The 22,511-nt window shown below is 36.1% G+C and carries 11 protein-coding genes; 4 read left to right on the forward strand and 7 right to left on the reverse strand.

The genetic code is table 11. The features are described 5' to 3' along the window. Positions 1-2: 2 nt before the first annotated feature. The 6 genes from T367_RS0110150 to T367_RS0110175 all read right to left on the reverse strand — a co-directional run bounded on the left by T367_RS0110150 (position 3) and on the right by T367_RS0110175 (position 17,477). The gene (locus T367_RS0110150; protein ID WP_027419741.1) at positions 3-2,801 is read right to left on the reverse strand and encodes an alpha/beta hydrolase family protein; all 2,799 of its coding nucleotides are present in this window, start codon (positions 2,799-2,801) and stop codon (positions 3-5) included. Positions 2,802-2,810: 9 nt separating this feature from the next. Beyond that, positions 2,811-5,246, reverse strand: coding sequence for a TonB-dependent receptor (locus T367_RS0110155; RefSeq protein WP_027419742.1), 2,436 nt, complete (start codon positions 5,244-5,246; stop codon positions 2,811-2,813). A 54-nt stretch (positions 5,247-5,300) separates the two neighbouring features. Then, entirely contained in the window at positions 5,301-6,191 is an 891-nt protein-coding gene (locus T367_RS0110160) for a PorP/SprF family type IX secretion system membrane protein (RefSeq protein WP_072032188.1), read from the reverse strand. Between the two features lie 10 nt (positions 6,192-6,201). Then, on the reverse strand, positions 6,202-15,192 hold the full coding sequence (locus T367_RS24900) for a T9SS C-terminal target domain-containing protein (RefSeq protein WP_027419744.1): 8,991 nt from the start codon (positions 15,190-15,192) through the stop codon (positions 6,202-6,204). A gap of 84 nt (positions 15,193-15,276) precedes the next feature. Continuing rightward, on the reverse strand, positions 15,277-16,218 hold the full coding sequence (locus tag T367_RS0110170) for a PorP/SprF family type IX secretion system membrane protein (protein ID WP_027419745.1): 942 nt from the start codon (positions 16,216-16,218) through the stop codon (positions 15,277-15,279). After that, positions 16,218-17,477: a gliding motility-associated C-terminal domain-containing protein gene (locus T367_RS0110175; protein WP_027419746.1), complete on the reverse strand. Its 1,260-nt coding sequence runs from the start codon at positions 17,475-17,477 to the stop codon at positions 16,218-16,220. Before T367_RS0110175 ends, T367_RS0110170 begins: the two co-directional genes overlap by 1 nt. 145 nt (positions 17,478-17,622) lie before the next feature. Here T367_RS0110175 and pepT point away from each other — a divergent pair, with 145 nt between their 5' ends. After that, positions 17,623-18,870 (forward strand): peptidase T, encoded by a 1,248-nt coding sequence (gene pepT, locus T367_RS0110180; protein WP_027419747.1) that lies wholly within the window; start codon positions 17,623-17,625, stop codon positions 18,868-18,870. A 36-nt stretch (positions 18,871-18,906) separates the two neighbouring features. On the opposite strand, the gene T367_RS0110185 is transcribed toward pepT, so the two are convergent. Beyond that, positions 18,907-20,058 (reverse strand): aminotransferase class V-fold PLP-dependent enzyme, encoded by a 1,152-nt coding sequence (locus T367_RS0110185; protein ID WP_027419748.1) that lies wholly within the window; start codon positions 20,056-20,058, stop codon positions 18,907-18,909. A 79-nt stretch (positions 20,059-20,137) separates the two neighbouring features. On the opposite strand from T367_RS0110185, the gene T367_RS0110190 reads away from it, so the two are divergent. The 3 genes from T367_RS0110190 to T367_RS0110200 all read left to right on the forward strand — a co-directional run bounded on the left by T367_RS0110190 (position 20,138) and on the right by T367_RS0110200 (position 22,477). After that, on the forward strand, positions 20,138-20,659 hold the full coding sequence (locus T367_RS0110190) for a glutathione peroxidase (protein ID WP_027419749.1): 522 nt from the start codon (positions 20,138-20,140) through the stop codon (positions 20,657-20,659). A 125-nt stretch (positions 20,660-20,784) separates the two neighbouring features. Continuing rightward, the gene (locus T367_RS0110195) at positions 20,785-21,525 is read left to right on the forward strand and encodes an electron transfer flavoprotein subunit beta/FixA family protein (RefSeq protein ID WP_027419750.1); all 741 of its coding nucleotides are present in this window, start codon (positions 20,785-20,787) and stop codon (positions 21,523-21,525) included. Positions 21,526-21,535: 10 nt separating this feature from the next. Next, on the forward strand, positions 21,536-22,477 hold the full coding sequence (locus T367_RS0110200) for an electron transfer flavoprotein subunit alpha/FixB family protein (protein ID WP_027419751.1): 942 nt from the start codon (positions 21,536-21,538) through the stop codon (positions 22,475-22,477). Positions 22,478-22,511: the final 34 nt, after the last annotated feature.

The following is a 22,511-nucleotide window of genomic DNA, read 5'->3' on the forward strand; positions in this document are numbered from 1 at the left end:
TGCTAATAGCTTAGACCATTGTTCCTTCCTTTTTCAATTGCGGGAACACCATCTTTCATCCATATAGGCATCTCCTTATCTTGTAAGTAAAAATCGAAAAATTGTTTCATTCTAACCGATAAATCTTTTCTGTTTGCCGTTTTCATTAGGTTATGTTCGTCTCCATTATAGTTCAAAAGCCATACGGGTTGATCTAATCTGCGAAGTCCCATATATAATTCTATTCCTTGGTACCACGGAACTGCACCATCTCCATCATTGTGCATAATTAATAACGGAGTTTTAACATTAGGCAATCCAAATAGTGGCGAATTTTCTATGTATAAATCTGGACGTTCCCAAATCGTAAAACCAATTCGACTTTGCGTTTTCTCGTATTGAAACATTCTGCTTAAACCTGATCCCCAACGAATGCCTCCATAGGCTGAAAACATATTGCTAACAGGTGCACCTGCCATTGCTGCATGATATTTATCTGTCATTGTTATTAGTTGAGCCGTTTGGTAACCGCCCCAACTTTGGCCTTGTAAACCAAGTTTATTGCTATCAATCCATTCGTATTTGTCCAATAAATAATCTGTTCCACTTACTATACAATCAAAAGCTGATTTTGCCGGATGACCAGGTTCATAAAGAATGTCTGGAATAAAAACAATATACTGATTACTCACATATTCGGTCGGATAGATTATTGAAGCTGTTGGTTTAGGTGTATAATAAAAGTGGATGTTGTCACTGTATTTTTCATAGAAGTAAACAATCATTGGATACTTTTTTGTTGAATCGAAATCTTCAGGTCGGTATAAAAGTCCATCTAATTCAAGACCTTTATAGGAAGTCCATTTAACGGGTTCAACTGTTCCCCAATTGTAATTTTTTTGTTGCGGATTTGTCGATGTTATTGTCTTTATTTCTTTAAAATTTAAATCTGTAATTTCTAATTCTGGATATGTTTCAAAACTCATTCTTCTAAATAAAATATTGTCTGTATCATCAGCTTTACTTATATAGGTATAACGATGAGGTGACTCAATTAGCTGGGTAAGGATAGGGCCATTTGCATTTAATTGAATTTTAGAATAACCTTCTTGCTTCGTATCGTCATTCGTGCTTTTTATTAAACCAGTTTCGATATTTGTATAGGTACTGTCATAATCAAATCGTTGATATCTGTAGATCATTTTTTGATCTTTTCCAATTCCATTTGTAATACAAAATGTCTTATTCGGTTCACTTGGATGCAAAGCCCAAATATCATATTCTGCATTCACCAAATAGTATACTTCATTATTAATTTTAGTCCATCCACTTCCTCTATTTGAAAATGTGATAAAAGGGTTTCCGTTATTGTCAGAAGCGAACAAGTCTCCTAATTTTTTTGTAAGATTAATAGTGATTTCTTTTTCAATTAAATAAGAATACCAAGATGAATCAATGCCATTATAATAAATAAAAACATCTCCATTTGGAGATAGGGCATTGGAATAAGCGATGCCTTCTTTTAAAAGTAAAGTATCTCCTGTTAGAAGATCAACGCGATAAACATCATTCTTCCAAGGGAAGTCCCATGTCGCTTCTTTCTTATATTTATTCGATGCATAAGCCAATGCATAATTAATAGCTGGTTTGGAGGAAACAGAAATGCGTTCGAATAAATCAATTCCAATTGGTGTTATTTTTTGCTCTTGTAGATGATAAAGAGCTAGATTAGAATTTTTTTCATCTTTCCGTTTTTCATTTAACTGCTGAGGTTGAATACGCAAGTCACTCGGTCCCCAAATATCGACAACGGCCTTTTCAGTGTCAAGTAATGTGTCCTCTGGTTCTGGTCTATTGATAGAGGCCGTGCCGAAGAATAATTTTTTACTATCATCGGAAAAGTAAGGTTTAAAGTTACTCGAAACTGCAGAGCTGTCAGGCATGTTTTTACTGAGTGTGTCTATACTTGCGAAGGGTAATTGTGAAGTTACATTGAAAATATTTAAAGCATAATTTTTTATTTTGTTCGTATCAGCACTGAAGATGTAAGCAAAATAATTTCCTGCTTTATCAAAAATGATGTTTTTCACTTCTAACTGATGATCCTGTAATTTTGTTTCCTGTAAAGTATTCAAATCTATTCTGTATACGCTGAGGGTATCCGTTTCACCTTTATTACTGCTAGTATAAACTAAATTTTTACCAAACTTGTCTACTGCGTAATCCTTTACGTAATGAATAGTATGACTTACATTATTTATTGGATTAAACAAGGTTAAAGTAGTGCCTGAAGTACTTTGTTCTTCGCATTTATTCTTTTTAAATAGCGTACATTTTTTCTTTTTGCATTGAGGTTGATTATCGTTTTCTGAGAGATAGGCGATCCAGTCTCCTTCTGGGGCAATTTTAAACGATTTAATCTCCTCAAAAGTTAAAAGGGTGTCTTTGTTTGTTAGATATATAAATAATGAATCCTTGGGTAGTTTATCCTTTTTAGTATCGGCTAATTTTAATTTTCTTACGGTATCATGTTGCGGTTGGATAATACCGACAACGAATTTGTCCTGGTAATGAATGGCTGCGTTTTTACCTCGACTAATTACTATGCTATCATTTTGTAAAGGATTTTTAACGAATAGATATCCGTCTCCTTCTTGAGGATTTATTTCGTAAGTGATAGTAAGCCCCGATTTACTTTGATGGACATTTTCTATGGCTTTCCATTCGTCGTATGCTTTGGCATCAATAGGAATTTTATTTTGAGAGAAGCTTATTAAATGGAAAAGAAAGAAGGTTAAAGAAAGTCTTATGTGTTTACTCATTGGGTGAGGTTAATTAAGTTTTGGGTTTTTTCGTGCAATTTTGAAGTCGATCTTATAATAGAATACCGGCAAGAAGCCTAATTGATATCTTTCTGCGATTAAAGTTGGGCTATCAGGTGAATAGGTTAACCCAAGTATGTTTTTTGTGTTAAGCAAATTCACCAAGTCGATTCCAATTTCATGTGACATTTTTTTAGCATTTAAAATGTAGTTTACTTTCACATCGAATCTAAAGTAATTAGCGAATTGTTGCTCATTATAACCTTCATCTAAAAACACAATTTCCTTAATCGAATCTGTCATAACCTGGTTAACGTTTCCATACCTTTTACCTCCGGCATAAGTGATTTTTAATCCCAATGATATTTTATTTTTTTTGTTTTCTCCAACCTTGAATTCTTTACCTATAAGACCATTAATGATAAAATTACCGTTAAAATCTGTATTTCTTTGAATGCCGTCACTGCCTCTATATTTAGAATCGTATAAACTGGCAGTTGTCATGAAATAAAAACTTTTATCGAATGATTTTTGTAGTGTTAATTCTAACCCCATATTGGTGCCTGTACCTTCGTTGACTAGCGTGTCAGGGAAGAATCTTGCAAATCCACTTCCTTGGTTAAGAATGGAAAAAGCTGATGATTTCTGCTCGACTGGGATATTGTACAAATGTTGATAGTAGATTTCTGTTTTGAACTTAGTGCTTTTATTAAAGTTATGGCTGTAACTTAGAACTGTGTGTATACTTTTTGAGAAATCAATTCCTAAATTATGTGGTGCTGTATTTCCGTTCAGTTGATAAGTGTAGATATATAATGGGTGACTTTGTGAATGCATACCGGCTCCAGCAGCAATACTTCCTTTTTCGGATACCTCATATTTCATTCCAAATCTAGGTTCTAATTGCGAGAACGAATTACTTAGCGTGAAATATTGTGCATGTAAACCGAGGTTCATTGTCAACCTTCTATTGATATTATATTTCCATTGTACAAATGGTTGAATCATATATGAGAGATTGTCAGATTGATAGTTCCATCTATAATAAAAGTTGGCTGTTGAATCAGAGATGTCTGTTCGAATGGAATCACGCATATTGAATGAATACGCATCGACGTTGATTCCGTATTTGACGATATGATTAGCATTAAATTTTTTGGTCAAACTTACATAACCTGCTAAGGTCGTAATGTAATACGAGTAGCCCATCATTGTAAAAGGATCTGCGTTATATTCCCATGTATTATCTTCGTTTAATGTTCTCAAAATATATTCGTGATTGGTATGTTGATTTTGTAATGAATACGACAATGTAGATTTGAGGAAGAGACTTTTATTGATTGGTTTTTTATACGTAAGGCCGGTAACAATCATATCTGATCCAAAATATTGGTCTCTATCTTGGTCTCCGAATGCATCTTGGGCTGGTTCAATTTGATCTGAAATTAAGATATCAATTTGACTGGTACCACCCATTCCCCAAAAAGAAATTTGCCCACCTTTTTTAGTAGGAAAATTAAACTTGAAGGCACCATCTCCGTATCTTGGAACAGCATCAGTACCATATTTTATTCCGAGTTTATCAATCATTGTGAGGGTTGAATAACGTCCCATGATTAAATAACTCGCTTTAGAATTTTTGCTCAGGGGACCTTCAACTAGAATTTCTGTTCCTAATAATCCGAATTGTCCAGTGAATTCGTGTTTTTGATTGTTTCCTTGTCTTAATCTCAGATCGAATACGCCGGAAGTACTGTTACCGTATTCCGCTGGAAAGGCACTCATAAAGAAATCTGAATTATCTAGGATTTTATTGTTCAATAGAGAAACAGGTCCTCCAGTTGATCCTGCAATAGCAAAATGACTGGGATTCGGAATGGATACACCCTCAATTCGATAAATAATTCCAAGTGGAGAATTACCACGAATAACTAAGTCATTTCTTGAGTCATCTGTTCCGGATGCTCCAGCATAGTTGGATACCATTCTTGCTGGATCACCTCGACTTCCTGCGTATCTATTTGTTTCTTCGACTGAAAATTTTTGAGCACTAACCACTGCCATATCGTTCAGTACTTCATCATTTTTGACATTCGTTACTACTACTTCTTGCCCAGTAATGATTTTTTCAGTCAATTCGATTGTTGTGATGTATTCTCTTCCTGATGTCAATTCGATTGTGATAGAATTAGCTTCGTAGCCGGTGAAATTGGTCACTAATATATGTTTACCGACTGGAATATTATTCAAGGTGAAGTTTCCATCTATATCACAGACTGCCCCAATTGTTTTATCGGTTATGGTTGTAATTCTAACCTTAGCGCCTATAAGCGGAAATTTTGTTTCACTGTCTACAATTGTACCGCGAATGTTTTGTGTAATAATTTGCGAATGAGGGATCAGACTAATTGAAAATAGCAGCAAAAATGTTAGAACACTTTTCATAAATTGCGTGGTTGAGATATGAAAGTGAATTTAATGAAAAAACTCGAAAGAGCCTTATTTAGAATTACCAAACCTAATACCTAGACTAATTTCGTGTGTACCGAAGCTATAGTTTTTAAGTTTTGTATTGGTAATATCATATGCATATCCAATTTGCAACATGTTTCTATAATTGAATCCAGCCATTAAAGTGTAAGCATCATTTGTTCTAAACCCGGCTCCGATCCATGCTTGGTCTTGATATAAGATGCGTAATACCCCATCTAGTTTTGGCGTTGCTGGGTTGTTATATTTGAACAATAAACTAGGTTCTACTTTCCACGAATCACTTACGTTAAATGTATATCCCGCCGTAGCGTAGAAATGATTTTCCATATATGTTTCTGAACTAGTTTGCGTTGCTAGGAATGAAACCTTATCTCTAAAAATTTGTTCGATTGATCCACCAATATACCAATTTTCGTGGTATAAATAGAATCCAAATTTACCATCTGGGTCGAATGATTTTAGTAAACCATTTGAGAAGTAAAAATCCCCATCATGAACAGTTGTTACTTTATCAGCGTCCAATATCCATTGGTTAAATCCTAGAGACAATCCGAATGACAATTTGATTTCTTCTGAAAGTTTTAAATGGTAGGCAATAGAAGTTTGAAAACCTAGACGTCTTGTTGGGCCAGTAATATCCGTATAGACATATCCTCCCATTGCTAATTTTTTATTCTTTAATGGACCAGCAGCAGACAGTGTAAATGTTCTCGGTGCATCGGTAATTCTTTGCCATTGATCGCGGTTATTCGATACAACTTCCCAATAGTCTTTATCACCTGAAATAGCAGGGTTGTAGACATATTTGTTCATCATATACTGTGTAAATTGCGGCAGCTGTTGTGCTTGCAAAGTGTGAGCAATGAATAAGAATGATATGATAATTAATTTTTTCAAGTGCCTAAATTTACCACATTAATGTAATTGGACCTGTAATTGGGTCAGGAAAATCTTCATGTTCTATATCAATTACATAATAATATGTTCCTGAAGCCAGTCTTTTTCCGTCTTTAGTAGTACCATCCCAATCATCTGCATAGCTCTGATCACTTTCGAATAATAGGTCTCCCCAACGGTTAAATACGTTGATTGAAATATTAATTCCTGGATATTGTTCAATGAATTTTAAAATCCATGTATCATTTAAACCATCGCCATTAGGTGATACGCCATCTGGAATAATAAAGTTCGGAAGAATCTCAATATAAATGGAATCAATATTCATACAGCCATTTGTATCTGTCGCAGTTACATAGTAAGTTCCTGAATTGTCTGGTTTATATATTGATGGATTAAATATTAAAGTATCATCTAAGAAATCTGCTGGACTCCAAACAACCGTATTCTCAGGATCAGTTGTTGGTGATCCTCCTAGTAATTCCGTTTGATCAGGATACATTTCAAAATCATCACCAGCATCTACAAAAGGAGGTTCCGGTGTGTTAATAAAGACAGTGTCATAAGCTGTACATCCAATGTAAACAACTTCGAGAATGTAATATGTCTCACCAGTTTCTTCTCGAGTTATAAGTAGCGAATCTATATTGGAAAGGACATTCATAGAACTGTCATACCATGTATAGTTAACTTCTTCCTCCAAGTTACTAGATCCGATAAGGAGAAGGTCTTCTCCTAAACATAATAAAGTATCATTCCCAGCATAAGCAATTAAATCAATAAGGGAAGTAACTGTAAATGTATCAATCACCTCACAACCGTTCGAATCGATTAATTTTAGGTAATAATCTTTAGGTGTAAGGTCTGTTAAGTCTTGTGTATCGAAAGTTTCAGTTCTAGTTTCCTCAGTCCATTCATACGTAAAAGGTTCAGCGCCGCCAATAATTGTAATAAATATACCGCCGTCTATTGCATCAGGGCAAGTTGCGGCTTTAATACTGTCTAGAGAAATTATTATTTCGTCTGGTGTTATTACCGTGCCTGCTTGTTGAACTGTACAACCATTCGCATCAGTAATGGTTACATTATATGTATCACCACATAAATCGACAGCAGAGGCAGTTGTTTGTGCTTCAGGATCATCCCATTCATAAGTAAAAGGGAATGTTCCACCGATTGGATTTACAATAAGTGTTCCATCACATGTATTAAAACATGTTGTTGCGATACTTGTAATAGGGTTTGGTAGAATAGTGTCAGGTTGTTCAATAATTGCTGTGCTGAATGTTATACAGCCAATATCATCAGTTATTTGTAAGGTATATTCACCTACACATAAATCTTCTACTAATGGCGCTGTTTCACCTATATCAGTGCCTGATTCATCTAACCAATTAAAAGAGAATGGTCTTGTACCTCCTGCTATAGATACTGTATCAATAGTACCGCTACAATCGTTAAAGCAATTTACATCGGTTGCCTCTAATATTGCGATTGGGCCATTTATGTTATTTAAGAAATAAGTAAAGTCTTTAGAACATCCATTAATATCTGTAACAGTCAGTGTATATATTCCAGCTGGAACTCCATCTATTGAATTCGATGGTTCACCTGTTGACCATAAATAAGTATGAGGAAGGACTCCACCTTCGGAAATTACAGTGATAGAACCGTTAGATTCACCACATCCAGGATTGATAATCGTGGCAGTTGCTTCTATTTCGTTTAGATCCGGTAACGTTGCTTCAACTGTTGATTGACATCCTGTAGAATCTGTAACTTGAACGAAATAAGAACCAGAACAAAGATCTATTAGATCAGGATCAACTGATCCGTCATGTAACCATAAGTATGTGTATGGGGCGTCGCCTCCAAATCCTTCAACAGATACAGTTCCATCACACGCGTCTAGACATGTAACAGGATTTATACTGGTTATAGCTGTAAGTCCTGAACTGTTTTCCACGATATAGTAATCTGAATTTGTACAACCGTTTGCGTCAGTAATTTCTACTTCATAAACACCTGAACATAAGTCTGAAATTGCGTTTGTAATTGCACCTGTATTCCACTCAGTAGTTAGAATTCCTGTTCCACCTAAAGGGCTAACCTCAATAGATCCATTACATTCTCCACATTCAGTATTCACAATTGTTGCTGATGAATGAATAGGAGTTGGATCGACTAATGTAGTATCAAAGAAACTAATACATCCAAGAGCATCAGCTACGCGAAGTATATAATCGTTTGCGCTAAGAGATGTTGGATCTTCAGCAATTATTCCACCTGGATTCCATATTGTTGTAAATGGAGGATCATCACCTTCGATGGTAACTTGTATACTTCCGTCATTTCCTTCGAAACATGAAGGATTAGTTAGACTTACAAAATTGATGTCTGGTCCGTCTAAATCAGAAATGGTGATTAAGAAGTCTTGCGTACAACCTGTAGCGTCAGTTACGATGATAAAATAGATGCCTGATACCACGTCCGTTAATGTTGCGTCAATCTCACCTGGAATAGGATCTAAAACGGCATCGTACCATTGGTAAGTAAAAGGTCCTATGCCATCGCTAACAAAAACGGTTGCGTTTCCATTTGCAATTCCACAATCTGCATCGTTAGTAAATATTATTGCTTCAATTTCTGGGTTAGAATTAATTAAGACGTTATGAACGCCAATTGAACAACCATTATCGTCAATAACTTCTACCGTATAATTACCTGCACATAAATCTTCAACATCAGGTGTATTACCTCCTAATATTGGATCACCTGCTAATGTTAACCATGAATAATTATAATCTGGTGTACCACCACTAACTACAATTGAGGCTTCTCCATCACAAGTACCAAAACAAGTTGCATCAGCTGATGTAATAGTGAATGTAAGTTCTGTTGGGTCTGTTATAATTATGTCGTCGGTGGTATGCGTACAACCATTATTATCGGTGATAACTGCATAGTATGTTCCTGGACATAGATCAGTAGCTACAGGACCACCAAGACCTAGTAGAAGATCTGTAATTCCATCGTACCAATTAATGAAATATCCTGGTTCACCGCCACTAATAGTCAATGAGATTGTTCCATCACATTCACTATAACAAGTCACATCAGTTTTTTCGAAAGAACTAACAATTGGTACGGGTTCGCTTATTGTAATATCTATTGGTAAAGTTGCTGTACATCCATTAGCATCTGTAACAATTACGTTATAATTATCTGGACAAATACCAGCAATTAGAGGTGCATCTTCTCCAGGCAGTAAAACGCCTGATTGAAACCATTGGTAAGTGTATGCGCCGCCGCCACCTGAAGCCGAAACAGTAATTGTTCCGTTACAATATCCAAAACATGTTGGATTTGAAGGATCTGCTACTAATACAATTGGCGATGGATTAGTAATGTTGAAATCGAATTCTTCAGTACAGCCATCGCTATCCGTTACTGTTACAGACCAAATACCAGCACCAATATCTAATGCTTCGTTTGTTCCATCACCATTTGAAGGAATTGGAGACCAGGCATAAGTGTAACCGCCTCCTGATCCACCAGAAGGGGTGATTGTTATAGTCGCATCTTCATCGCCGTTACAAGTTATTGGTGTAATTACTTCATCAATTATAATTTCTTCAGGAGCTAAAATTTCAGCGAGGGTAACACTAACACAACCAACACCGTTAGTCACTTCAATATAGTATTCACCTTCACATAAGTCGGTTGCCGTCGTACTTGTTTCACCGATAGAAAGTCCTGTTTCTCCATCATACCACAATTGAGCACAAGGTTCAATTGAACATGTAAAGTCAGCATCAGCAATGCCATCACATACACCAAAACAACTTGCATCAATTGTCGTTACAGTAACATCTTCAGAACTCACATCGGATATGGCAAATGTTTCTGTAAGCGTACAACCATTTGCATCTGTAATTTCTACACGTGTAACGCCAGCACAAATGCCTGCTGCGCTGTTTGTTCCGTCGCCGAAAAGAGGATCAGGAATCCAATCGTAATCGTAAGGCACTGCTCCTCCAGTTATATTTACCGTTGCACTACCATTACATCTTCCACAAGATGAATTATTAGAGAAGCTTGAAGCGATTGTTAGTTCTGGAGATTCGATGATATTAATAATTGTATCTTTTGTACATCCTAATGCGTCCGTAATGGATAATGTAATTGGTCCAGCACAAAGGTCTGATGCAGTGCCTCCAACTTGACCATCTGACCATAAAATAGTATAAGGTCCCGTTCCACCATGAGGTTCAACTGTTACTGCACCTATACAATCCCCGAAACAAGGGTTTCTAGTTATAGAGGTAATGTTAGCAATAATAGGATCGTTAGGAACAATTTCAACTAATATGGTTGTATCACAGACCCCAGCGTCTGAAATTACAAGTGTATAGAATCCTTCGCATAAAAAATTGGCAGTAGGTGTTCGTTGAACTAAAGGATCATCCCATAAATAGGTATAAGGAGGATTGTTTCCTGCGAGGACTATCGCAGTTGCTGATGCATCACAATCATCATCACAAGTTGGGTTTGTCGTAGAAATAATTACATCCCACGGGCTATCCGGATTTGTTAAATCGAATGGTCCAAATAATTGTGTACAGCCGTTGAGGTCTGTGATCCTTAAATTATAAACTCCTCGACATAAGTTAGAAATTGTATCGTTTGTTTGACCTGGTAATGGATCACCAGCTTCATTCAGCCATTGGTAAAAATAGCTTGGTACACCGCCACCTGGTATAACAACAATTCTACCATCACATTCTCCATAACAACTAACTGCTCTTATTGTAATATCTGCAGTTAATAAATCGCCGTCAAGTATTTCTATACATGAACTAGACACATCACATCCGTTAATATCTGTTACAGTACATCTGTATGTTCCTGGAGCCAATCCAACAGCTGTAGGTGTCGTTTGTCCAATGGGCAATGCTGTGGCACAATCGAACCATTCATAAGTGTATCCTGGAGTACCTCCTGAGGCAATTACAGTTGCAGATCCATCAATTTCTCCAAAGCAAGTAATGTCACTTGAGAATTCGGAAGCGATAATAATTTCTGGTGGAGCAATAATAGTAGTTCTAAAAATTTTTGTACAACCACGTTCGTCAGTTACTGTTACTTGCCAAGGCCCAGGACATAAGCCGGAAACATTAGGAGTGCCTTCGCCACTTCCTGGTAAAGCAAGTCCCCAATCATAGGTTAAATCTCCTGTTCCACCAATAATTAATGCGTCAGCTGCGCCATCACATACAGCGGTACATGATGTTCGTGTTGGCGTTATTGACCCTGTAATATCATCTGGTTCATTAACAACGACAACTCCAGATGTTATACAACCAGTATTATTGGTTACAACAGCTAAATATTCACCAGCACATAAACCAATTGCAGTTGGTCCAAATTCCCCTATTGAGAGTCCTGTTAAATTATCAAACCATTCAATTGTATAAGGAGGATCTAATTCTACAAAAGTCACACTTACTTCACCATCACAAAGTCCAAAACAACTCACATCAACTGAATCTAATTCTAATACTTCTAAAGCTATATTGTCGATACTAACAGTGATTATATCTTGACATCCAGCACCGTCAGTAATTGTAACCGAATAGGCACCTGCACATAGACCAGTAACTGATTCACTTCCGTCACCAGTTAATGGATCCGGTTCCCAATTATAAGAGAAACCTCCGTCTCCACCAATTGAAGATAATTCTGCAGTCCCGTCACATTCACCACATGTAGCATCAACGATTGATACAATTGTTGTTTCAATCTCAGGCAATTCTTCAATCTCAATTTCGTCGGTAGTGGTTTCACAACCATTAGCGTCAGTAACTATTGCATAATAGAATCCTGGACACAGGTCTGCGATACTATCGTTATCTATTCCTAAAGGTGTGTCAGTAGCCGCGTCGTACCATTCGTACGTGTATGGACCAACACCGCCAGTTGGAACAACATTGGCTGCTCCATCACATGCATCAAAGCACGAGCTATTGATTATTTCAATGTCTACGATTAATTCTGCTGGTTCTGTTATTATAAAGGTTAAAACAGTATCACAATCCCTATTGTCTGTTACTGTTACATTATAAGTTCCTGCACAAAGTGTAACGGCTGTTGGTGTTGTTTGTAAAGATGGATCATCCCATAAATAAGTATAAGGAGGTGATCCGCCAGCATTCATTGTAACAGTAGCTGTTCCAACACACTCTCCAAAACAATCGATGTCCACTTGACTTACATCAATATCAAATTCATCTGGTTCTACTAAAGTAATTACATCTGTTGCTGTACAACCGTTTGCGTCTACAATATTAACAGTATATGTGCCAGCGCATAGGTCGCTTGCAACAAGTGTTGTTTGTGAAAGCGGATCGTCCCATGTAGTAATATAAGGACCAGTTCCACCTGTTATTACTACTTCAACAGACCCATCACAGGCATCATGACAGTTAGGATGTGAAATAATTGTAGCATCTGCAATTAATTCTCTTGGTTCTGTGATAATAAATTCTAATGTAGTGTCGCATAAAAATGCATCCGCAATTGTTACCGTCCATGTGCCAGCTGTAAGACCTGAAACGTTTGGAGTACCAGCACCAACTGGAGGAGCAGGTGTCCAAGTATATGTATAAGGAGCTCCTGATCCACCGCTGATCACATTTAAGTCAATTGAACCATCAACATCACCAAAACAATCTAAGTCATTTACTGTAACTTCAATGTCATATTCTTGAGGTTCATCTAAAGTAAATTCAATAATTACTTCACAATCATTATCGTCTGTAACCGTTAAAATATAATCACCAGGACATAATTCCGAAACATTTGGTGTACCAGCTCCCAAGCCTGGAGCAGGTGACCACGAATATCTATAAGGTGCCGATCCTCCAGAAACAACAGCGTCGGCTGTTCCGTTGCAATCGTCAAAACAAGTTGGACTTGTAAATGTTAAATCAACTATTAATTCTGTTGGTTCAATTATCGTTACAATTGCTGGATCACTAAAACATCCATTATCATCTTCAACAATAATTTGATAATCACCAGTACAAAGACCGCTAATAGAATCTTCAGCGCCAATACCCACTCCTCCGGGAATTAATGTCCAACTATAACTATAAGGTTCTGCACCATTCTCAACGTCAACTGCAGCTGAACCATCACAGATTCCAAAACATGAAATATCATATCCAACAGCATCCAAAATCATCGGGAGCGGTTCGTCTATAATAACTGGGTCACTATCTAAAAAACAAAGATCTGCATCTGTAACACGAACAAAATATTCGCCTGGACAAAGACCTGTGGCAATTAGGTCTGTTATTCCTGTAGTTAAGCCAGTAATATTGTCAAACCATTCTACAGTTAATGGTGCAACCCCACCACCAGGAATTACAGTGGCTGTTCCATCACAATCACCTGGACAACTCACACCTTCAACGTCAGTTACTAATAGGGTAATAGGGTCAGGTTCAATTAGTGTAATTAATGTATCAAAGTCACAACCTAATCCATCAGTTATAGTTAAAGTAATGTCGCCATCACAAAAACCAATTCCAGGATTAGAATCATCGCCACTTATTGGAGCAGGTGCCCAATTTATGTCATAAGGGCCTCCGTCTCCACCAGATGGTGTGATTGCGATTTCGCCATCACATAAACCAAAACAAGAAGGATTCGTAGCAATTGCGTCAGCAACAATCTGAATTGGATCAGCTATGAAAATTGTGTCTTGAGTTATACATCCATTTATATCAACAAGAGAAACCGGATTATTGCCAGGGCATAATGCTGAAGGGGAGACGGTTGTTTCCCCACTTGATTCCCATTCGATGGTATATGGTTCAGTACCTCCGGAAATTTCGACTGTGGCACTACCGTCACAAAGACCTTCGCATGAAATTCGTTCGGCTGCTCTTAAGTCTAATATGATTTCACTTGGTTCAGCCAAAGTAAGACCTGTCAACGTACACTGTAAGTAGTTGCCAGGACTAATTAATACAGAAGAATCCCTGACAGTAACAGTTACGCCTCCAGCACAAATGTCATCCCATACAGTAATATCTAAAAAACTGCCAGCACCAAATCTGTATGCAAACGGACCAGGAGAACCCGAGGCTGTTACCTCTATACTTCCATCACATGAATCGTTACATGATATATCTGCACCATTATAATCGGAAATTACTAAATATTCTGCTGTTAAAGCACCACAAGTTCTAACAATTTCATAAATCTCATCTCCGTCTAAAGCAAATAGAGAGACATCTTCTCGACTTGTCGTTTCTGAAAGTACAATATAAGTAGCTCTTCCACCAATATTACGCGCTGAAGAAATATCAAAATCATTATAAACTGAAATATGTGAACCAGTAAAATCTAAAGAAACAGGGGCCGTATTTGCAAATATATTGTTTGCATGAACTGAATAACCGTTCGTTTGTATAGCACCACTATTAAAAAATATAGTATTGTAAAGGCCTGCTCTTAGGTGATTTTTCAAAGACCAACTTCCTTCTACGAATTTAATATTGACATCAAAATCAACATTATTAGTTTGTATTTCTGCAGTGATGGCCTTATCATTTTTAAAAATTAAATCTCCATCTAATTCGAAACCAATAGTCGAATTAATTTTAAGATCGCTATGCAGTATTAAATTGTGTTCGCTTCCATAAAAAGTAAAGTATGGAGTAGATTCAATAGATAATTTATTGATCTCGGCGGTCGCATTTAAAATGACTTGATCATTAGATGAGATTCCTGAATTGCTGTCAAAAATTACATCATCATCAATCAACGGAGTTCTTCCTGCTGATGGTCCTCCAGATGTTAATGACCATTGGGTAACATCATTCCAGTTACCTGCACCGCCAACCCAATATAACTCGGTTGCATTTACAGTTAATTGCAATGCGAAGCAAGATAAAATAATGAAAATTGACTTAAGTAAGGGTAGCTTCATATTGAAGTTTCAAATTTTTAGTAATGGGCTATTTTATCAACTATGTATAATCTATACGGATAAATCATGGTAAAGGTTGTTGCATTATTCAAATGTTGCACAAGAAGTAGTACTCTTATTGCCGTAATTAGAACAAGAGTTAAATCCAGCGGTTAGTTCGTGTGTTTGCCAAATATTGTTATTTATTTTCGAAATTACAAAATCGAATGAATATCCTATGCTCAGAAAATCAAATAGTTTAAAACGAATCTGCGCCGTGATAGCGTCCGTTCTTCGAATACCCATTCCGATGGAGAATTTATTATCTAAATCAAATAAAGCACTTAAATGGAAGTCCATTGGCGTTCCACCCGTTTTCATCAAGAAAAATGAAGGTTGGAAAGACCATTTCTTTTGTAATTTGAATCGTTTACCGGCTGTCATATAGAAATGACGCTGTAAAACACTAATATCTCCAATTCCCTCTAGTCGATTCCCAAATAAATTATGAATAGAAATACCTATAAAATTCGATTTGTTAGCTAGCCAAAAACCAAGCTTTGCATCAGGAAAAATAATGAATGATTGACTTGTAGTAGGAATTACTGGATCGATAAACTCTGTTGTTAAATTGGTTGTTGAAAATGTGGTCTGCTTCATTCCAACAGCAAGACCTATAGAGAGTTTCCAATATTGACTCATTGGAATGTGAACAGCATAAGCAAGATTGGCATCTAAAAAAGAATAGGCACCGAACTTATCGCTGGTTACACTTAACCCAATTCCACTTTTTGGGCCGTAGAGATTCTTTTTTCTGTTTTTGAAACGAATTGGACCGTGTCCATTAATGAAACCAATTTGTGGAGCTCCAGTAACACCGGCCCATTGATATCTGAAACCTGTTCTGATATCAATACAGTTTTTTGTACCAGCCATTGCTGGATTAATGGCAAATTGATTGAACTGATATTGCGTATAATGTTGTGTTTGTTGACTAAACGAACCAAATGCCACTAATAATGATATGTAAACAACTATAAATTTCATCATCGAATAATATGGACAGGTCCTTTATAAACAGTTCGGTCAGGGTCATTTAATTCAATTACATAATAATAAACGGAAGTTGGTAAATCTTTTCCTTTAAATGTTCCATCCCACCATTGCGAAGGTGTAGTATAGTTGACTGCTTTAAAAACGTTTTGTCCAGATCTATCATAAATGTTAACAACCATATTAGGGAAGTTTTCACTATTTCTAACCCGCCATTTGTCATTGATATTATCACCATTTGGAGAAAATGCTTCGAAAATTGTGACTAGTTCGCCAACGTAAACAACGACACTATCAGTAGCAAAACACCCGTCATTCTCAACTGTTAAATAATAAATTGTCGTGTTTTCAGGAGAAGAAACTGGTTCATATACATTATCTAAATTAAGTGTTGTACCAGGTGTCCAAAGTGGATCACCAACTCCAGACCCGTCTAACGTAGTTTGGTCTCCTCTGTCAATATATTTATCATCTCCTGCTTCAGCCGAAACTGGCTTGAGTGTGTATGTAATAGGATTAGAGGTTGCTGTTTGCGGACAATTAGACCCACAATCAATTTCAACAAGTAAAGTCCCGTCTTCGGTTAATATTGATGTGGAGAAAGAGTTTTCATTGTCTTCATAAACAATATCTCCATTGTATATCCAACGATAATTGACAGTGTCAATACAATCTTCTATTGCATATGTTATTGGTTCATCTTCACCTTGACAAATTTCGTCATTGGCAGATGATATTGAAATTGTTGGGGTAGGAAAATTGACAGCCGTTCCACTGATACTTATATTAAAAGTACATTCTGCGGCGTTTAATGCGCCGTCTTTAGCTCCGTTAACTTGCACATAATAAGTGGTGTTAGGGCTTAATAGTATAACTTCATTTAAATCGAATGCTACAGATCCTTCACCACAATTTGAATATGGTGTATATGGCAGGTCATCACAGTCACCTCCAGTTTCAAAAAAGAAAGCTTCTAATTTTTTACCATAGGTTATATCTGGGTTAAAAACCAAATCAGTTAGACTAATTGTAACGCCACCACCTAAACTATTAGTTGTAAAAAAATACCAGACAGTGCTAGTTGCAGTGTAGCATGTAGAGGGGTCGGCAGGACTTGTAGTTGCATCGATTGTACTTCCAGCATATATCTCTCCAGGACACAGCGCAATGGCTGTTTCGCAGCGGTCATTTATTGGTTGTGCATAACCAGTAAAGAAAAGTGTTATAGAAAGTATTAAGAAAGTATATCTCACGTGGCAAAACCATTGATGAATTCAAGTGGGTAAAGATAATTAAATTTTTCATCGATCTTTTAATCTTTGTTTAAAAAGCAGTTAACACAATTTAATTAAATTCTAAAGAATGATTAATTTCGTCATTTAAAGATAAAATATAATCATGGATATAACAAAATACAAAGTTGGAGAAAGATTAATGAAGTACGTACAAGTGGATACCGAAGCGGATCCCAATTCTACTACATTTCCTTCTTCAATGAAACAAAAAGATTTAGCAAAAATATTAGTAGAAGAATTGAAGTCTATTGGTATATCGGATGCTGAAATGGATGAGCATGGTTATGTTTTTGGAACAATTCCAGCAAATACCAAGAAAAGTAATGTGCCGACGGTTTGTTTTTGTGCACATATGGACACTGCTCCCGATGTAACTGGTAAGAATGTGAAGCCTATTTTACATAAAAATTACACTGGCGCACCGATTGTTTTACCAGATGATAATTTACAAGTTATTACTGTAGAAAAGCATCCTTATTTAAAAGAGAAAATTGGTGATGATTTAATCACAGCAAGCGGCTTGACTTTATTAGGAGCAGATGATAAAGCAGGTGTTGCTTGTATCATGGCTTATACAGATTATATTATGAACAACCCATCTGTTGAGCATGGTGTTATTCGAATTCTATTTACGCCGGACGAAGAGGTTGGACGTGGCGTTGAGCATTTAGACATGGAAAAATTAAATGCGGATTATGGTTATACATTGGATGGCGGAACTTTAGGTTCGATCGAAGATGAGAGTTTTTCTGCAGATGCTGTTGAGATTTCAATCTCTGGTGTAAGTGCGCATCCAGGATATGCGAAAGGTAAAATGGTACACGCAACAAAAGTGGCGGCTGATTTTATAGATTCATTACCAAAAGATAGTTGGTCGCCAGAAACAACTTCTGGTAGAGAAGGTTTTGTTCATCCAACTTTCATAAATGGTGGAATGGAATCTGTACAGATTGGTTTTATTATTCGTGATCATATTACTTCTAAATTGAAAGAATATGAAGATCGATTACAAGCGTTACTAGAAGAAACGGTTGCAAAATACCCAGGTGTTAAATCTACATTTGTAGCTAAAGAGCAATATAGAAATATGAAGGAAATAATTAAAGATGTTCCCTTCGTAACTGATTACGCTATTGAAGCAATGAAGCGTGTCGGAGTTGAACCGAAACCGGTTATTATTCGCGGTGGTACGGATGGTTCAAGACTATCATTCATGGGATTACCTTGTCCGAATTTATTCACAGGAGAAATGGCGATTCATTCTAAACACGAATATTGTAGTGTACAGGATATGGAAAAAGCTGTTAAAACGATGATTGAAATTTCTAAAATTTGGGAAGAAAAAGCTTAATACTTATTAGATTATTTATTTAAAAAGGAGGCCAGCCTATTTAATTAAGTTGGTCTCCTTTTTAATTTTGTGAATGCTGTCAAGTAGATATTCAATTTCTTGAATTGTATTATAAGATTGAATTGAAACTCTAAAGAAATATTGATTTTCCAAATTCGTTATAGGTAATTCGATATTGTATTGATTGTATAAAGTGGCCTTTAATAGCTCAGGATTTTCTGACGAAATTGGAACACTAAACATTTGACCTAAGAAATCTTCATTAATAGGGCATATCGTTTTTCCATTAAGTGCTTTTGCGAATATGGGATAATATTCTAAAATTAAATTCTTGCTATTTTGTTGTGCTTTTTTCCAGTCGTCAGTTGTAATAAATTCGATTGCTTTTGGTATCGTTAGATAGGCAGAAAAGTCATTCGTGCCTTGAAATTGGTGAAAATCTGTGAATCTATTTTCGACTTTGTCAGGGGCGTATCCCCATGATATAACTAAAGGGTCTAATTGTCGCTGTAATTCCTTTTTTACGTATAAGAAGGATGCTCCTTTAGGCGCCAACATCCATTTATGACAGGCGCCGGTATAAACATCCGGATTAAGTTCTTCAATGTCTAATGGAATGTGACCTGGAACATGAGCTCCATCTATAATTATGGTTAAACCTAACGATCTTGCTTTTTGACAAATTTCTTCAACAGGAAAGATTAATGCCGAAGCACTTGTGATATGCGAAATGAAAACAATCTTTGTCTTATCAGTTAAACCATTCCAAAATTCTTTCAAAAAGCTTTCTTTACTTTCTATAGGAGTGGAAATTTTTGATTTAATATAATTTGCACCTGCTTTTTTACAATAGTAAGTCCAAGTGTAATCCATCGCTCCGTATTCGTGATCAGTTGTCAAAACTTCATCCCCTTTGTTTAGTTCTATGTTTTTGATAACTATATTCAAAGCTGTTGATGGGTTTGGTGTAAATACGATATTCTCTGCTTGACAATTAATGTATTTTGCAAGGGCTTTTTTAGCGTCGTTAAGTATTATTGGACCTTTGTTTACAATAAATTGGACAGGATTTCTTTCTAATTCTAATTGCCAATCTTGGTAATTTTTAAATATAGCTTTCGGGCAAGCGCCAAAAGATCCATGATTAAAATAATAAGTATCTTGGTCTAGTAAAAATTGATTGCGCATGTTTTGATTTTTTTAGCTGATGTTGGTTTGGTTATTAAACCTTAGCTTTGTGTAATAAGATTTAATAAACAAAATCAATATGAAATATTCTTTATTAATTATAATGTTTTCAGTATTGCAGGTTATGGGACAAACAGATATTTATGGATTTAAATTTACTACTTTAAATGGTGAAGAGAAAACATTCTCTGAATTTAAAGGTAAAAAAATATTAATTGTAAACACTGCTTCAGCATGTGGATTTACCCCTCAATATGAAGGGCTTCAGGAGTTACATAAGTTACATGGTGATCAACTTGTAATTATTGGTTTTCCAGCAAACGAATTCGGTTCACAAGAGCCTGGTTCTAATAATGAAATTGCGGCTTTTTGTCAGAAGAATTATGGTGTCGAATTTTTAATGGCAGAAAAGTCTATTGTAAAAGGAGACGGGATAAGTGATTTGTTTAATTGGTTGACAACTACGGAAAATTCAAGCTTTGATGGACCAATCTCATGGAATTTTGAAAAGTTCATGATTAATGAAAAAGGAATGCTAGAAGAGCGATTCAAAAGTAATGTCTCTCCAATTAGTGAGGAGATTCTAAAATATATTAAATAATAATCCAATTTAATCAGGAGGTATTGCAAAATTGAATTAATTTTAATGAGAAGCCTTAATATAGGTTCTTAAAATTTTGGTAAATTTGAACCCTTAAAGATTTAATTTAAATAAATTCAATATATATGAAACTATTAGTTTGTATTAGTAAAGCACCTGATACGACCAGTAAGATTGATTTTAAAGATAATAACACGGAGTTTAATGAAGCGGGTGTTCAGTTTATTGTAAATCCTTACGATGAATGGTATGCGTTAGTTCGTGCATTAGAATTAAAAGAAGCGAATGGAGGATCTGTAACAACAATTACTGTGGGTACAGCAGAGGATGATTCTATTATTAGAAAAGCTTTAGCAATTGGAGCAGATAACGCAGTGAGAGTAGATGCAAAAGCAGAAGATGCTTATTTTACGGCTTTCCAAATAGCGGAATATGCCAAAGCTAATGGTTTTGATATGGTTCTAACTGGTAAAGAAACAATCAATTTTAATGGCTCGCAAATCGGTGGAATGATTGCTCAATTATTAGATCAACCATTTGTTAGTTTAGCAACAAAATTAGAAATGAGTGGTAACACTGCGACAATTGATCAAGAAATTGTAGGTGGTTCTGAAATCATTTCTTTGGAAACACCATTTGTTTTAAGTGCTGCTAAAGGAATGGCTGAACAAAGAATTCCAAATATGCGTGGTATCATGGCGGCTAGAACGAAACCTTTAGAGGTTATACCTGCTGCAGCATGTGATGCAATGACGAGCTTTGAAACATTTGAATTACCTGAAGCAAAGTCAGCATGTAAATATGTAGACGCCGATAATGTGGCGGAATTAGTTAGTTTATTGCACAATGAGGCAAAAATCATTTAATTAAAAGAAAATGTCAGTATTAGTTTATATAGATACATTGAGTGGTAAAATTGCAAAAAATGCAATGGAAGCTGTTCAATACGGAAGTAAAATTGGAAGTACTACTGTTGTTACAAATGGTGATATTTCTGAAGGAGAATTATCAAAATTAGGTGCTTATGGAGCATCAAAAGTTTTGGTTAATAAAGCCTTAAAATCTAATGATTCAGAACAAATCACAAAATTAGTTGCTAAAGCAGTTGAGAGTACGGGTGCTGAAACAGTTGTTTTTTCTCACGATTTAGTTGGAAGGGCAGTTGCGCCAAGATTATCTGTTTTATTGAACGCTGGTTTAGTAAGTGGTGCAGTTGCATTACCAAACGATAATGGCCAAGTTAAAGTAAATGTTTTCTCTGGTAAAGCTTATGGTTTTGTAAATGTTAAAACGTCTAAAAAAGTTATTGCCTTAACTCCTAATTCAGTTGGTGTTGTTCCTGGTTCAGGCGAAGCTTCTGTTGAGGCTTTTGATGCAGATTTAGGTGCAAGTAAAATAACTGTTAAGGAAATTAAGAAACAAGAAGGTGATATTTTATTACCAGAGGCTGAATTAGTAGTGTCTGGGGGTAGAGGACTTAAAGGTCCAGAGAACTGGGGAATGATTGAAGATCTTGCAAAGGTTTTAGGTGCTGCTACTGCTTGTTCTAGACCAGTTGCGGATATTGGTTGGAGACCTCATCACGAACATGTAGGGCAAACAGGTGTTGCTATTCGTCCTAATTTGTATATTGCTGCAGGTATTTCAGGTGCAATTCAGCATTTAGCTGGTGTTAATGCAAGTAAAGTTATTGTAGTTATAAATACAGATCCAGAAGCGCCTTTCTTTAAGGCTGCGGATTACGGTATTGTTGGAGATGCTTTTGATGTGATTCCAAAATTAACTGAGGAAATAAAAAAATTAAAAGCCGAAAATTAATTGTGTTGGGGGACAATTTGTTGTGATGAATTGT

This window comes from Crocinitomix catalasitica ATCC 23190 (assembly GCF_000621625.1).
In the GTDB taxonomy this organism is placed as follows: domain Bacteria; phylum Bacteroidota; class Bacteroidia; order Flavobacteriales_D; family Crocinitomicaceae; genus Crocinitomix; species Crocinitomix catalasitica.

Bases quoted from the DNA above. Each gene is read 5' to 3' on its own strand.
- T367_RS24900 (WP_027419744.1), bottom strand. From the start codon at position 15,192: ATGAAGCTACCCTTACTTAAGTCAATTTTCATTATTTTATCTTGCTTC.
- T367_RS0110155 (WP_027419742.1), bottom strand. From the start codon at position 5,246: ATGAAAAGTGTTCTAACATTTTTGCTGCTATTTTCAATTAGTCTGATC.
- pepT (WP_027419747.1), top strand. From the start codon at position 17,623: ATGGATATAACAAAATACAAAGTTGGAGAAAGATTAATGAAGTACGTA.
- T367_RS0110195 (WP_027419750.1), top strand. From the start codon at position 20,785: ATGAAACTATTAGTTTGTATTAGTAAAGCACCTGATACGACCAGTAAG.
- T367_RS0110190 (WP_027419749.1), top strand. From the start codon at position 20,138: ATGAAATATTCTTTATTAATTATAATGTTTTCAGTATTGCAGGTTATG.
- T367_RS0110185 (WP_027419748.1), bottom strand. From the start codon at position 20,058: ATGCGCAATCAATTTTTACTAGACCAAGATACTTATTATTTTAATCAT.
- T367_RS0110150 (WP_027419741.1), bottom strand. From the start codon at position 2,801: ATGAGTAAACACATAAGACTTTCTTTAACCTTCTTTCTTTTCCATTTA.
- T367_RS0110170 (WP_027419745.1), bottom strand. From the start codon at position 16,218: ATGAAATTTATAGTTGTTTACATATCATTATTAGTGGCATTTGGTTCG.
- T367_RS0110200 (WP_027419751.1), top strand. From the start codon at position 21,536: ATGTCAGTATTAGTTTATATAGATACATTGAGTGGTAAAATTGCAAAA.